Origin of the sequence: Streptomyces avidinii, from assembly GCF_045161815.1 — a bacterium.
Lineage (GTDB): Bacteria > Actinomycetota > Actinomycetes > Streptomycetales > Streptomycetaceae > Streptomyces > Streptomyces avidinii.
In genome coordinates this window covers 4,402,987-4,415,840 of sequence record NZ_CP108863.1, presented here as the reverse complement: position 1 = coordinate 4,415,840, position 12,854 = coordinate 4,402,987, and the positions used below count along the sequence as shown (strand labels likewise).

18 protein-coding genes are annotated in these 12,854 nt (G+C 71.8%); 5 read left to right on the top strand and 13 right to left on the bottom strand.

Features of this window, described 5'->3' with window-relative positions; genetic code table 11:
- Positions 1-65: 65 nt before the first annotated feature.
- Complete coding sequence (locus OG373_RS19705; protein WP_397732649.1) at positions 66-893, bottom strand: hypothetical protein; 828 nt, start codon at positions 891-893, stop codon at positions 66-68.
- A 125-nt stretch (positions 894-1,018) separates the two neighbouring features.
- Here OG373_RS19705 and OG373_RS19700 point away from each other — a divergent pair, with 125 nt between their 5' ends.
- The 3 genes from OG373_RS19700 to OG373_RS19690 all read left to right on the top strand — a co-directional run bounded on the left by OG373_RS19700 (position 1,019) and on the right by OG373_RS19690 (position 2,434).
- On the top strand, positions 1,019-1,492 hold the full coding sequence (locus tag OG373_RS19700; RefSeq protein WP_405439433.1) for an RrF2 family transcriptional regulator: 474 nt from the start codon (positions 1,019-1,021) through the stop codon (positions 1,490-1,492).
- 72 nt (positions 1,493-1,564) lie between these two features.
- Positions 1,565-1,963 carry a RidA family protein gene (locus OG373_RS19695; protein ID WP_397732647.1) on the top strand — a complete coding sequence of 133 codons (399 nt, stop codon included), beginning with the start codon at positions 1,565-1,567 and terminating at the stop codon, positions 1,961-1,963.
- Positions 1,964-2,029: 66 nt separating this feature from the next.
- A complete protein-coding gene (locus OG373_RS19690) occupies positions 2,030-2,434 on the top strand; it encodes a hypothetical protein (RefSeq protein ID WP_397732646.1) in 405 nt (134 codons plus the stop codon).
- Between the two features lie 82 nt (positions 2,435-2,516).
- Here the strand turns inward: OG373_RS19690 and OG373_RS19685 are convergent, their stop codons facing one another.
- The 6 genes from OG373_RS19685 to OG373_RS19660 all read right to left on the bottom strand — a co-directional run bounded on the left by OG373_RS19685 (position 2,517) and on the right by OG373_RS19660 (position 5,356).
- Entirely contained in the window at positions 2,517-2,687 is a 171-nt protein-coding gene (locus tag OG373_RS19685) for a hypothetical protein (RefSeq protein ID WP_397732645.1), read from the bottom strand.
- A 58-nt stretch (positions 2,688-2,745) separates the two neighbouring features.
- Complete coding sequence (locus tag OG373_RS19680) at positions 2,746-3,123, bottom strand: hypothetical protein (protein WP_405439432.1); 378 nt, start codon at positions 3,121-3,123, stop codon at positions 2,746-2,748.
- A 114-nt stretch (positions 3,124-3,237) separates the two neighbouring features.
- Entirely contained in the window at positions 3,238-3,837 is a 600-nt protein-coding gene (locus tag OG373_RS19675) for a hypothetical protein (RefSeq protein ID WP_405439431.1), read from the bottom strand.
- A 228-nt stretch (positions 3,838-4,065) separates the two neighbouring features.
- Entirely contained in the window at positions 4,066-4,308 is a 243-nt protein-coding gene (locus OG373_RS19670; RefSeq protein ID WP_030956595.1) for a hypothetical protein, read from the bottom strand.
- Positions 4,309-4,329: 21 nt separating this feature from the next.
- Positions 4,330-5,097, bottom strand: coding sequence for a CbtA family protein (locus OG373_RS19665; protein WP_405439430.1), 768 nt, complete (start codon positions 5,095-5,097; stop codon positions 4,330-4,332).
- 43 nt (positions 5,098-5,140) lie between these two features.
- On the bottom strand, positions 5,141-5,356 hold the full coding sequence (locus OG373_RS19660; RefSeq protein ID WP_052870447.1) for a CbtB-domain containing protein: 216 nt from the start codon (positions 5,354-5,356) through the stop codon (positions 5,141-5,143).
- Between the two features lie 189 nt (positions 5,357-5,545).
- Between OG373_RS19660 and OG373_RS19655 the strand changes: the two genes are divergently transcribed.
- A complete protein-coding gene (locus OG373_RS19655; RefSeq protein ID WP_397732640.1) occupies positions 5,546-6,016 on the top strand; it encodes a histidine phosphatase family protein in 471 nt (156 codons plus the stop codon).
- Between the two features lie 11 nt (positions 6,017-6,027).
- On the opposite strand, the gene pucL is transcribed toward OG373_RS19655, so the two are convergent.
- From pucL to OG373_RS19635, 4 genes are all read right to left on the bottom strand, one after another.
- On the bottom strand, positions 6,028-6,945 hold the full coding sequence (gene pucL / locus OG373_RS19650; protein WP_405439429.1) for a factor-independent urate hydroxylase: 918 nt from the start codon (positions 6,943-6,945) through the stop codon (positions 6,028-6,030).
- Between the two features lie 282 nt (positions 6,946-7,227).
- Positions 7,228-8,577, bottom strand: a complete 1,350-nt coding sequence (locus OG373_RS19645; RefSeq protein WP_405439428.1) for an aspartate aminotransferase family protein — start codon at positions 8,575-8,577, stop codon at positions 7,228-7,230.
- Positions 8,578-8,642: 65 nt separating this feature from the next.
- Positions 8,643-9,518, bottom strand: a complete 876-nt coding sequence (locus tag OG373_RS19640) for a PaaX family transcriptional regulator C-terminal domain-containing protein (protein ID WP_405439427.1) — start codon at positions 9,516-9,518, stop codon at positions 8,643-8,645.
- Positions 9,515-10,132: a GNAT family N-acetyltransferase gene (locus OG373_RS19635; protein WP_405439426.1), complete on the bottom strand. Its 618-nt coding sequence runs from the start codon at positions 10,130-10,132 to the stop codon at positions 9,515-9,517. Before OG373_RS19635 ends, OG373_RS19640 begins: the two co-directional genes overlap by 4 nt.
- A gap of 94 nt (positions 10,133-10,226) precedes the next feature.
- Here OG373_RS19635 and OG373_RS19630 point away from each other — a divergent pair, with 94 nt between their 5' ends.
- Positions 10,227-11,276: an alpha/beta hydrolase family protein gene (locus OG373_RS19630; protein ID WP_405439425.1), complete on the top strand. Its 1,050-nt coding sequence runs from the start codon at positions 10,227-10,229 to the stop codon at positions 11,274-11,276.
- A gap of 499 nt (positions 11,277-11,775) precedes the next feature.
- Here the strand turns inward: OG373_RS19630 and OG373_RS19625 are convergent, their stop codons facing one another.
- Together OG373_RS19625 and OG373_RS19620 are read right to left on the bottom strand one after the other, a co-directional pair.
- Positions 11,776-12,147: a hypothetical protein gene (locus tag OG373_RS19625; RefSeq protein WP_189971774.1), complete on the bottom strand. Its 372-nt coding sequence runs from the start codon at positions 12,145-12,147 to the stop codon at positions 11,776-11,778.
- A 123-nt stretch (positions 12,148-12,270) separates the two neighbouring features.
- The gene (locus OG373_RS19620; RefSeq protein WP_030011983.1) at positions 12,271-12,474 is read right to left on the bottom strand and encodes a cold-shock protein; all 204 of its coding nucleotides are present in this window, start codon (positions 12,472-12,474) and stop codon (positions 12,271-12,273) included.
- Positions 12,475-12,854: the final 380 nt, after the last annotated feature.

Sequence of the window (12,854 nt, the reverse complement as noted above, 5' to 3'; positions counted from 1 at the left end):
CCGCTCGCGAATCGGTTCTTCTGGGATCTTCTGCGCTGTTCCGTGTGTGTCGGTACCTTCCGAGCTTATGGGGTGCGGCGCAGTCGACCCGTCACCCATGCGGCCAGCGCGGCGGCGAGCCCGATCAGGAGCACCACCCAGGCGGTGGTGCGCAGGTAGGCGGTGAGGGCGTCGTACACCGCCCCGGCGGCCGGCCGGTCGATGTCGGCGGGCAGATCGTCCAGGGTGAGCCGGCGGCACACGTCCACCGCGAGCCACAGGAGTACGGCGCCGACCGCCAGTCCCACCCCGGTGGCGATGACGGCGCGCCGTCGGTGGACGGCGACGGCGATGGCCGCGGCGGCGAGGACCAGGGTCAGTACGGGGAGCCAGACGCCGGCCACTTCGAGCATGTGGAAGCCCTTCCGGAGAGCGCCGAGATTGTCGTACTCCATGACCTTCACGGTCAGGTGCGTCACCGGGATGCGGTCGGCGAAGGGCACGTCGTCAGCGACGAGATCGCCCCTGACCTGGGCGATCACGGGTGCGAGGTCGATGGTGAGGGCGTCGCCGTGACCGGTGGTGAGCGCGTCGCGGAAGGCGGCGTGCGCGGCGCGGTTGGCCGCGTCCCAGGCGGTCCGGTAGGCGTCGGTGCCGGCGAAGGAGCGCAGGGCCTCGCCGAGCAGGGTGTCCACCCCGATCTGGAAGGGTCCCGCGTCGATCTGGCCGGCCAGGGCGCGCGTGACCTGGGTGACGACGACCTCCTGGACCTTCGGGTTCTCGGCGAGGGGGGACATGGCGGCGGTGTACCGGTCGGCGTTGCCCAGTTCGCGGTCGGCCCAGTACGCGACGGCGCTCGCGGGCACCAGGAGGGCCACGAGCACGATGAGTACCGCCGACAGGATGGTGCGCACGTCACCAGGGAAAGCGGACGCGGGGCCGGGCGCGAGCGGTGTTGCTGCGGGTGGGTGGTGGGCCGTCGGGCGGCGGGGTGTCCTTGCCTTCATGATCCTGGACATCTAATATCCAGAATATGAGGATGAGCGAGGGTGTCGAGTGGGCGCTGCACAGCTGCGTCAACCTGGCGTGGAGCGGTCCGGACCGGGCCGTGTCGGCGGCGCGTCTCGCCGCGTGGCACGACCTGCCCGCGGCGTACCTCAACAAGCAGCTCCAGGCGCTGGCCCGGGCGGGCATCGTCACCTCCGCCCCCGGCCCCCGGGGCGGCTTCCGGCTGGCCCGCCCGCTCGACGCCATCACGCTCATGGACGTGGTCGCCGCCGTCGAGGGGCCCGAGGAGGCCTTCCGGTGCGCGGAGATCCGACAGCAGGGTCCCGGTGCGGGTGCCCCGGCGGCCTATACCGCCGACTGCGCCATCGCGCACGCCATGACCCGGGCCGAACTGGCCTGGCGCAGGGAACTCGCCGCCCAGAACCTCGACGAGATCCGGCAGCAGGCCGAACGGCAGGCACCCGAGGCCCCCGAGCGGCTCCGCGCCTGGCTCGCCGGGCGGTAGCCGCACCACGGCCGACCGCACCCCACGCACGGACACGGGCACGGCAACAGACACGGAACCAGGGAGCTCGGCATGACGCGCAGCATCATCAACCCGGCAGGACTCCACACCCCGACCGACTACGGCTACAGCCACATCGTCTCCGCACCCGGCGAGCAGGTCTTCATAGCCGGCCAGTACGGCTCCGACGAGCACGGCCACGTCGTCTCCGACGACTTCGCCGACCAGGTCGAGCGGGCCTTCGCCAACCTCCGTACCGCCCTCGCGGCCGTCGGCCTCGGCCCCGGCGACGTCGTCCGCATCGGCACGTACATCGTCGGCCACGACCAGCGGAAGCTGGAGATCCTGCTGAAGCAGCTGCACGCCACCTGGGGCACCGAACTGCCCGCGCAGACGCTGATCGGCGTCGCCGCACTCGCCCTGCCCGGCATGCTCTTCGAGATCGACGCCGTGGCCGTGCGCACCCCCTGACCACTGATCCACTTGCCGCTCGGGAGTGGCGGGTGTGCCCTGGATGATGGGAGAGAGGAGCCCGTCATGGCACATGCGGCACCCACCGCCCTCGGGCGGCACCGGCAGTCGGCGGACATGACGCACCTGAGCAGGGGCGCGTACGTGAGGCCACTGCTCCTCGGACTCGTCTACGGCGTCTGGGCCGCCTTCATGAAGCGCCAGATGGGCCCGGTGGACGCGGGCAACGTCTTCTACGGGATCCTGTGCGGCGTGCTCTTCGCCGGGATCATGTTCACCCTGGCCCGGATCGGACCCCGCCTGAAGCGGGAGGTCCACGCCGCCGCCTACGGGGCCTTCGGCGGTATCGCCGTGGGCTACCTGCACAGCCTCACCAACCAGTCGATCCTCAAGGCCGTCGTGGTCGGCCTGGCCGTCGCCGTCGGCGTCGGAGCGATCGCGTTCTACCGCTACTACACCCACGAGGACTGAGGCGGCCGACCGGCGCGCGCCGGTTCCCGTGCCCGTGGTCGAGGGCCGGGGAACCGGCGCGCGCCGCATGTCCGCGCGGTTCCTACGCGGCCGAATCCGCGGGGGCCGTCTGCTGCGGTTCGCTCTCGGCCTCCACGGACGTGGCCGTGGCCTTCGGTGACGCGGCCGGCTCGGTCTGCCGGACCGGCGGGGAGAACCGGGTGACCTCGGCGCGGAGCATGGCGTTCAGTGCGGCGTACGGGTCGATGGGCATGGCGGAACCTCACGGTGCTCAGGGGGGTGTGGGGGGCTGCATCGGGACCTCGGTCCGCTCAGCAGCGCAGGACCACACTCCGCACCGTCCGCCGGGACAGGGGCGGTTCGGCCGCCTCCGCGGCCGGCCCGCTCGACGGGGCATCGGGGTGTTTCACGTGAAACACCCGGATCGGCGCCCGCCGTACGACGGCCAGCCCGCGCGTGACCGTCCGTACGGCCGCCCGTGCCTCGGGGTCGGGGGCCGGATCGGACTGGCCCTCGCCGGGCTCGGGGGACTCGGCGGGCGCGGCCGGCAGGGCGGGCGCGCCGGAGGCGGGGCGGAACTCGGCGGCCGCGGCGCCGGCCGGACCGGCGCCGAAGACGCACAGCAGCACGACACAGGCCACGGTCAGAGCCCTGGTCAGTGCCGAACGCGCGTGGTGCCTCCCGCTCATGCGAGGGGTGTGCCCCGCCACGCCGAGCGACTCCCGGGTGGACCTCAAGAAGCCCCCGACCGGGCGACGAAGACACCCCCCTCGGCTGACAGACCGCCACCGGACCGCATCGGCTCAGCGGGAACGGCGCTGCCCGGTCAGCCGGGCCAGCACGGCGGTCTCGCCCCCGACCAGCCGCAGTTGGGCCCGGCCGGCCGGGTCCTCGTGGCCGGAGGACCTGCCGGGAGAGACCCGTACGACGGTGAACACCGCCGTACGGCTGTCGGCGCGGGCGATCTCGATGGTCCGTCCCCGCCGCAACTCGCCGAGGCGAAGGCCCTCTCCGATCACCACGGCCGTCCCGGCCGCACCCGGCGCCGGTCCCCCGGTGTCCCAGGCGGCCTCCTCGCGGTCGCCCGTCAGCGGTACGTCCAGGCCCAGGCTCGGAATGCGCAACCGCAGCGGCCGAGCGGCCCGCAGGGGTCCGGTGACCGTTCGCAGGGGTCCGGGGTCGGTCCGCGGTGACCCGGCCCCCGCACCGGTGACGTGCTCGCCGGACTGCTCCAGTTCCCGCACCAGACGGCGGTGGCCGGACAGCCCCAACGCCCGGGTGGGCAGTGCGTCGTCGGTGGTCACGGCTGCGGTCCGGGCGCCCTCGGTCCGTTGCAGCACCACGATGCCGGTGGACAGCAGAACCACCGTCAGCGAGGCGACGACCCACTTGGCGCGGGGCATGGGATTCCCTCCTGTCCGGCTCGTACGGCCGGGTCATGTGAGCAGTGGACATCTCCTCTGCCCATCGGCACCCCGTGCAACACGGTGGACTGACGTCACGTCACGGGCGTGTCCGCGCCCGATCGGGGAGTCTTCGCAGTTCGCGACGGGTCCGCCCACCGGCTGCCGGGGGTGACGTCCATGCGCCCGAACGGATGAGAGCCGTGAGCGGCCGGTGAGCCCCGGGGGTCACATGACGACGGCTGCCGTGCCCGCTCCCATCAGCGCGGCGGCCAGGTGCATGGCCGGGTGCCCGTAGTCGCCGTACCAGAGGTGACGGGCCAGCCCGCCCAGGGCGGCCAGTGCGGCGATGATGCCGATCTGGCCGAACAGGGTGATGGCGCAGCAGGGGGCCAGGAGCAGCAGGAAGGAGTTCAGCCAGAACGGGGCCGCGCCCGTCCAGCCCCGCCATTCCCTGATCGCCGTCGCCATGTACTACCGGCCCCCTCGTGCTCAACTCGTCGGCTGCACAGCCTCCTTGGGTGCGGAGGTGGGCACAAGGGCTCGTTCGGCTAGAAAACCGAAAGCCAGGCCGAAAGTCGTCCACAGTGCCGTCTGGATGGCCAGGGACGCGAGGCGGAAGTCCCAGATCAGTGCGGCCGGGAAGCCCGCCGGGACCTCGTCGATGCCGGGCAGCACGGCGTACGAGATGCCGATGACCGAGGCGAAGGCCGCGCCGGCGACGACCGATGCGTTCCAGTTGCCCGCCCTCGGCGCGATCCGTCGCCCGAGGATCAGCGCGCCGGCTGCCAGCAGCACGCTCAGGGCGATCATCAGCAGATACAGGGCGGTCCGCCGGGCGGCGGTCTCGGGATCGCCGACGGCGGGCGGGTTGGCGGGGTACTTGAAGAACGGCACCAGCGTCACGGTGACGTAGAGACCCCCGGTGAACAGCGCGGCCGTGGCCCGCGGGCCGAACCGGCCGATGCGGCCCAGGGCGAAGCAGAAGACGAGCGCGGCGATGCCGCCGAGCGCGACCGCGTAGAGCACGACGCCGGTGCCGAGCCCGGCCGTGGCCTGGAGGGCCCGGCCGACCGGGGCCTCCTCGCCATGGTCGTGACCGGCCGCGGCGGCCTCTTCGATGGCGATGGCCGCGTCCACCTTGGACTCACCGAGGAGGTACGCGACGAGGAAGGCGGCGAGCCCGGCCAGCAGGCCGGCGAGCATGCCGCGGACGAGCAGGGTCCGGGGGGAGACCCCACCCGGAGGAGTGGAAGTCATGCTTCTGATCCCCTTGCTGAGACGTCGGTCGGTGGCAGGGGACTCAGTGGCAGGGGAAACCGAGCAGGTGGCGGCCGTCGTGCAGCCACTCGTGGATGGTCTCCCCTTCGAAGACCGCGGTGGCGCCCTGCTCGGCGCCGACGAAGTACAGCAGGACGAGCATGAGGATGCCGACGAAGACGGCCCAGGGGGCCAGTGCGGAGAGCGAGATGGGGGCGATGGCGGGTGAGTTCGTCGTGGGCACGGCGGAGTGGGCCATGGCAGAACCTCCAGGGGGAACACGCGTCCCGGTCAGTGGTGCTCGCTACGACGGTGGCGGGTCTGACTTTCCTCCCCCTCCGGGAGGTTTCACAGTGGCGCGACCGTGCCGGATTCTCACCGTGCTTCCGTCGGACCGTCGTCATTTCAATTGTGTCATTTGTGACCGTACCGCGCTTACGCTCCCCTTATGAAGACCCCGTTGGTGCGAGTCCGTCTGGTCAGCTTCCCTCTGGACGCAGCCGCCCGTCAGGGCCGCTTCGGTCACGCGCGGCCGTGCCCCGGACACGAGGGGTTGCGCGGCGCGGACACGGGCGAGTGGGCGGGACGCACCCTGGACGAGGTGGCGGGCCGGGACCCGGCGGCCGTGCGGGCCTGGCTGTCGGATCCCGCGTACGCGCCGCCGGGCGGGGAGTCGGTCGACGCGCTGATCGCCCGCGTCGGGGCGGAGCTGGCCGCCCTGCCCGAGGGCACGCACCGGCTGGAGGTCGAGCAGGCCGTCGTACGGGCGGCCGTGGTGCACGCGCTGGAGCTGCCGGCGGCGGCGTTCTGGCGGCTCGACGTACGGCCGGAGTCGGTGACCACCCTGACCGGGCGGTCGGGGCGCTGGAACCTCCTGGTGGGGCAGCCGCAGGACGAGCAGCCGCACGTCGGACCGTAGGCCCGCTCCCGCTACGCGACGATCCAGTCGGACGTCGCGATCACCGGCTGCACCCCGTCGCGGTGGACGGTGCCCTCGATCAGGCCGTACATCCGGTCCGCGGCGAAGTAGACCTCGTTGTCGTTCTTGAGGCCGAAGGGTTCCAGGTCCACGAGGAAGTGGTGCTTGTTGGGGAGGTTGAGCCGCACTTCGTTGACCTTGGGGCAGTTGTCGAGCACGCGCTCGGCCATCTGGTTCAGGGTCTGCTGCAGCGAGTACGAGTACGTCTCCGCGAAGGCTTCCAGCAGGTTCTTGCGGACCTTCTTGTACGCCTGGTCCCAGTCGTACCCCGAGTCGTCGGCGGCCAGGGCCGAGTGCGCCCAGCGCGCGGTGACCTTGGTCGCCAGGATGCGGTCGTACGCCTCCTGCAGGGTCGTGTACTTGTCCTTGATGTAGCCGTGGAACTCGGAGTTGGTCGAGTTCATCACCGTCAGGTCCTTCAGACCCGAGATGACCTGGAGGCCCGTCGTCTCGCTGTAGGTGATCTGCGCGGTGCGCACCTCCTGGCCCTTGAGGACGAAGGAGTGCTGCTCCTTGCGCGTCGGGACCGGGATCCGGTCCCACACGTACTCCTCGATGCGGATCTGGGCCTCGCGGATGGGCTCCTGCGAGGAGACGAAGTGCTTGGCGAGCAGGATGCCGAAGGCCTCGGGGGAGTCGATGCCGTGCTCCTTGCCGAAGGCGTACACCGTGTTCTTGGTGGTGTCGGTCGGCAGGCAGTTGGCGTTGTTGCCGGTGAGGTGGACATCGCGGAACTCACCGCGGAGCGCGACCGAGACGTTGAGGTCGCGGATCTCGTGCCAGGAACCGTCGCCGCCCTTGCGGGTGACCTTCACGATGCGGTTCTCGGCCTTGCCGTACTGGTTCTGGGCCAGGACGTGCTTGCTCATGCTGTCTTCCTTCGGGTACTCGGGAACACGGAGTCCGGTCATCTGGATCCCGTACGCCCGGCGTCCAGCGCCCGCCCGGATCAAGGACGTCCCGCTCCCCGCCGTTCGGCCCCTCGCCGAGGGACCGCCCCGGGCCTGACGTGCATCCCGGTTCGTAGGTGCTTGGCCTGTTGTGTGTCGTGTGGCCTGCACGGATTGCAGCATGCGTATGGCTGGTTGATCCCCGTACAAATCCTCCGAACACCAGCACCCACGCCTTGGGCGACCCCACAGAACCCCAGGTCAGACGGTGTGCGCATCCGCCACCGAGAGAGCCTCGTCGAGGATCGCCAGCCCCTTGGCGACGTCCTGCGCCGAGATGTTGCACGGCGGCGCAATGTGGATGCGGTTCCCCGCGACGAGCGGCCAGAGCCCGCCCTTCTTGCACGCTGCGCCGAATTCGGCCATCGGCGCGTTGTCCGCGCCCGCCGCGTTGTACGGGACGAGCGGCTCGCGCGTCTCCTTGCTCCGTACGAGCTCCAGGGCCCAGAAGGTGCCGAGCCCGCGGACCTCCCCGACCGAGGGGTGCCGTTCGGCGAGCGCGCGCAGGCCGGGGCCGAGGAGCTCGGCGCCGGTGCGTGCGGACTGCTCGACGATGCCCTCCTCCTCCATGACGTTGATCGTCGCGACGGCGGCCGCGCAGGCCAGCACGTGCCCGGAGTACGTGAGGCCGCCCGGGTAGGGCCGGCGGGCGAAGGTCTGCGCGATGGCGGCCGAGATGGCGACCCCGCCCAGCGGCAGGTACCCGCTGGTCACGCCCTTGGCGAAGCAGATCAGGTCGGGGGTCACGTCCCAGTGCTCGGAGGCGAACCACGTGCCGGTGCGCCCGAAGCCGACCATGATCTCGTCCAGGACGAAGACGATGCCGAACCGGTCGCAGAGCGCGCGCACCCCGGCCAGGTAGCCGTCCGGGTGGACGAGCACGCCGGGGGCGCCGCCGACGGTCTCCAGGATGATCGCGGCGATGGACCGAGGGCCCTCGAAGACGATGGTGTCCTCCAGGTGGCGCAGGGCCCGCTCGCACTCCTCGGCCTCGGTGCTCGCGTAGAACGGTGAGCGGTAGGCGAACGGGCCCCAGAAGTGCACGACACCGGCGGTCGCCGAGTCGTTGCCGAAGCGGCGGGCGTCGCCGGTCAGGTTGATCGCGGTGGAGGTGGCGCCGTGGTACGAGCGGTACGCGGACAGCACCTTGGGCCGGCCGGTGTGCAGCCGGGCCATGCGGACGGCGTTCTCCACGGCCTCGGCCCCGGCGTTGGTGAAGAAGATCTTGTCCAGGTCGCCCGGGGTGCGCTCGGCGATCAGCCGGGCCGCCTCGGAGCGCACGTCGACGGCGAAACCGGGCGCGACGGTGCACAGCTTGGCCGCCTGCTCCTGGATGGCCGCGGTGACCTTCGGGTGCTGGTAGCCGATGTTCGTGTAGACCAGGGCGCTGGAGAAGTCGAGGTAGCGGTTGCCCTGGTAGTCCCAGAAGTACGAGCCCTCGGCGCCGGCCACGGCGAGCGGGTCGATGAGCTCCTGCGCCGACCACGAGTGGAAGACGTGCTTCCGGTCAGCGTCTTTCACGGCGGCGAGGGCGTCGGCTTCTGCGTTCATGAAACGAGCGTAGTTGTCCACGATGTGGACCCGGCGGGGGCCGGTCCGCCGGCCCCCGCCCCGGGTCAGGCCAGGGCCTCGCCGTACAGCCGGAACAGCCGGGGCCCGGGGGCCGGGGCGCCCGCCTCCAGCCGGGCCCAGGCGTCGGACGCCGCCGCCCGGGCCGTCGTGCCCGGCCACGGCTGCGGCAGCAGCTCCGGCGGGAGCAGCGGGTCGGGGAGCATCGCGGCGGAGAAGGCCGCCGCCAGCGCCACGGCGTGCGCCAGCCCGGCGGCCGCGCCATCGGCTTCCGTCCCGGCGGCTTCCGTTCCGTGGCCTTCCGTTCCGGCGGGCTGTTCCGCGAGCGTGCGCAGCTCCGCGTACCGCGCCGCGATCTCCGGCAGCGGCCACAGCCGCTCCGCGAGGGCCCGCGGGTCCGAGGTGCCGCCCACGGCCAGGTCCCGGGTGCTCAGACAGCTCAGCGCCTCCGACAGGCCCAGCTCGGCCGCGTGTGCCCGTACGTACGGGCCGATCGCATTGGGGGTCACGTACAGCCCGCCCTGGACCGGCGCGGCGCCCAGCCCGGTCAGCGCGTCCCGCAGGGAGTCCCGCGCGGCCCGCGCGGATTCCGGTACGGCGAAGGCGAAGGCGTGCCAGCGGCCGTCCCACGGCTCCAGCCCCCGGTCCTGCCGGTACGCGTGCCGGACGAACTCCACCTCCGGTACGAGCGGCAGTCCCGGCCCGGCCTCCGGCTCCACCGTCCCCGCCAGGCGCAGGACGGCCCGCCGACCGCGCCCCTGCGCCGTGAACCGGCCCTCCGCCACCAGCCGCTTCACGCACAGCCGCACCTGCTGGTCGGTCATCCCGAGCAGCCCGGCGACCTCATACAGCTCGCCGCCCGCGACCGTCCCGTCCTCGCGGACCAGCGCGTGCACCACCATCCGCGTGGGGATACCGCTCATCGCGCCGCCACCTCCTTGTGCATCGTCGTCACGGCCCCGAATCCCAGCACGTCCCGCAGCCAGGGCGTGCGCCGGACCCGTACCGCCCGGAACCCGTGCCGTTCGTACAGCTCACGCGCCCGCGGGTTCTCCGCGACCACGTCCAGCCGGATCCGCCGGCACCCCTGCTCCACGGCGATCGCCTCGACCTCGCGCAGGAGCAGCCCGCCGATGCCCCGGCTCCGCTCGGCGGGATCCACGGCGATGCCGTCCATGACCAGCTCGCCGCGGGCCGGGGTGCGCTCCAGCAGGGCCAGCAGGAACACCCGGTACAGGCCCCGGACGCGCCCGTAGCGGGCCCTGACCGCGGCCGCGTCCCCGCCGACCAGGCCCCGCCCGGCCAGCTGGTAGCCCGCCACACCCACCACCCGGACGCCCTCGGGGCCACCGCCGCCGGACAGGGCGGTCACCGCCCGGTCCGCGTGCAGGTGCTCGGCGATGAACCGCCGTCCGTCCGTCGCGGGGCCGAGCGCGAGGCCCAGCTTGCCGGCGAAGGCCTCCCAGTACAGCTCGGCCACGCGCGCGGCGGCCCCCTCGGGCACCCCGCGCCGTACCTCCACGCTCTCCGTCGTCATACGTGCAAGCATAATGCGTTCGTCGCCGCTACGATCGTTCTTGATGTGAGCGAATGAGTGTACGAATCGACGAGCGAGGAATCCGGAGCCGCAGATGACCGAGCCCCGTCCACCCCTGTCGGCCCGCGGACTCCGCCGGGCCCTGCTGTCCGCCCTCCTCCTGGCCCTCGCCACCGTCCTCCTCCTCACCGGTGTCGTCCTGTGGCAGCACGACTACGACCTCCACGAGGAGCACGTCACCGTCCCCGCCGCCGGCCACGACCTCCCCGGCGTGCTCGCCACCCCCACCGGCCGCGGCCCCGGGCCCTTCCCGCTGGTCGTCCTCGTACACGGCGACGGCGAGGTCGACGCCACCCACGACGGCTTCTACCGCCCCTACTGGGAAGCCTTCGCCCGGGCCGGTTACGCCTCGCTCTCCCTCGACAAGCCGGCCGACTGGCTCGGCCAGACCATGGACGACCGGGCCCGCGAGACCACCGACGCGGTCATCTGGGCGGCCCGCACCCGGCCCGAGATCGACCCCGCCCGCATCGGCCTGTGGGGTGCCAGCCAGGCCGGATGGGTCATGCCCAAGGTGGTGGCGCGAGCCCCCGCCCCCGGGGTGCGCTTCGTCATCGCCGTCGGCACCGCCGTGAACTGGGAGCGCCAGGGGGAGTACAACCTGCGGGCCGAGCTCCGCGCGGCCGGAGCCGGCGCCGACCGCACGGCGGCCGCCCTGCGCACCCGGGAGGCCACGCTGGCGCTGCTGCGGCGCGGGGCGACGTACGAGGAGTACCGCGCGAGTCCGGGCGCCGACCGGGAACTCACGGCGGAGCGCTGGACGTTCATCAGCCGCAACCACACCGCGGACGTGACCGGTGACCTGCGGGCGATGCCGCCGGTCCCGGTGCTGCTGATCTCCGGCGCCGACGACCTGAACGTGGACGGCGCCGAGACCGAGGCGCTCCACCGGAGCGTGCTGGCGCCCGGCACCCTCACCGTCCGCCGCTATCCGGGGGCGACCCACGCCCTGCTGCGCACCGAGGTCGAGCGCTCCTCCTGGCGGCTGACCCTGACGGCGGTGTTCGCCCCGCGCGCCCTCTTCCCGCCCGGCCTCCTCGCCGACCAGGAGCGCTTCCTCCGGGGGCTCGGCCGCCCGGGGTGACCCGCGCGAGGTTCCGTACGTCGAGGGGCCCCGTCATCGAGATCCGCGTGGCGACATTGTGCGGAGCGGACCGGCGGTATTGCCGCGGCGTTGTCCGAGGGTGTCGGATCGGGCCCGAAATGGTGGGAGTCGGAGATGGTCCACAGGATGTCGCTCCGGCCGGGACCGGGACCGGGACCGGGACCGTGGGGCGAAGTGCGGGCATTTTGACGGCACTTTGGCCGGAGCTGCTCCGGCGGTGTGCTCAGGGGATCGCGATTGTTTTGCCGGTGCATCACCGGGGAAGGACTTTGTCTTTCGTTTCCGGGAAATCCGCGACGCGCCCGGCCGTGGCCACGACCGACCTGCGCGGCGCCGGCCACGGGCCGGCCCCGGCCGAGCAGCCGCCGTCATCGGCCGCGTGCGCCCCGTGCCGCCCTGTACCTGACCGGTTCGTCGAGAGCGGCCCCCGCGGGTGCACCCGCGGGGGCCGCTCTCCGTCGTGCCGGAAGGGGGAGGGCTATTTGTCGGAGTAGCTGAAGTCTCCTACGGTCCAGGCGCTGACGTCCTTGACCGCGATCCGGTACATTCCGCCGGTCTCGGGGATGCCCAGGGTGCCCTGGAGGATGCGTGCCACATGGAAATGCAGGTGGGAGGGTGCTCCGGCCTGTTGTCTGTCGCCTCGTTCGGGAGAGCTGAAGATCTCGGCGAACGGGCCCAGCTGGTCGGAGTCCCGTAGGACCTCGGCCACCCGCTGGCGCCAGACGCTCTCGGGGGCGAGCCGGCCTGTGATGACGGCGCCGTGGACCACGACGGTCAGGGACATCTGATTGGTCTGCTCCGACTCGACCATGGTGGCGAGATCGAGGAGCAGGTCGTCAGGGATCGACATGGGCACGGACTCTAGCAAGGGTGCCCGCACACCGGCCGTGCGCAGGACGGGAAACTCCGGGAGAACGCGGACGGCCGAGGCCCGCACCCCAGGGTGCTGGCCTCGGCCGCGTCTGCGCGAACGTCAGGCGGGAACGATGTTCTCGGCCTGCGGGCCCTTCTGGCCCTGCGTGACGTCGAAGGTAACCTTCTGGCCTTCCTGAAGCTCACGGAAGCCGGAAGAGGCGATGTTCGAGTAGTGGGCGAAGACGTCGGCGCCGCCGCCCTCCTGCTCGATGAAGCCGAAGCCCTTTTCCGCGTTGAACCACTTCACGGTGCCAGATGCCATATGAATTCTCCTTTGGGGCAGTGCCCGGATCCGCACTGTGCGGGACCGGTGTCGCCGTGATGATTGCCCCGACCGGAACGCGTAATTCTCACTGCATGCACCGGAAATAAAAAGTGCACCCACCGGAAAATCCGGTGAGAGCACTTGTAAGTTTTTGGGAACCACAACTGCAACGGACGTCACCGTAGCACAGCGGGAGCCGATGGCAGCGGAAATCTCCCCGTGCCCGAACCGAAATTCCGCAACCGGAGCAGCGCATTTTTGAACCAGGAAATCATATGAACGCCATGGTTTTCCGCGGAATCGTTCCCGCCGGGACCCGCCGGCGGCGGCGCGGCGCCGGTGCGGTGCAGGTGTGGCGCCGGTGTGACGCAGGTCAT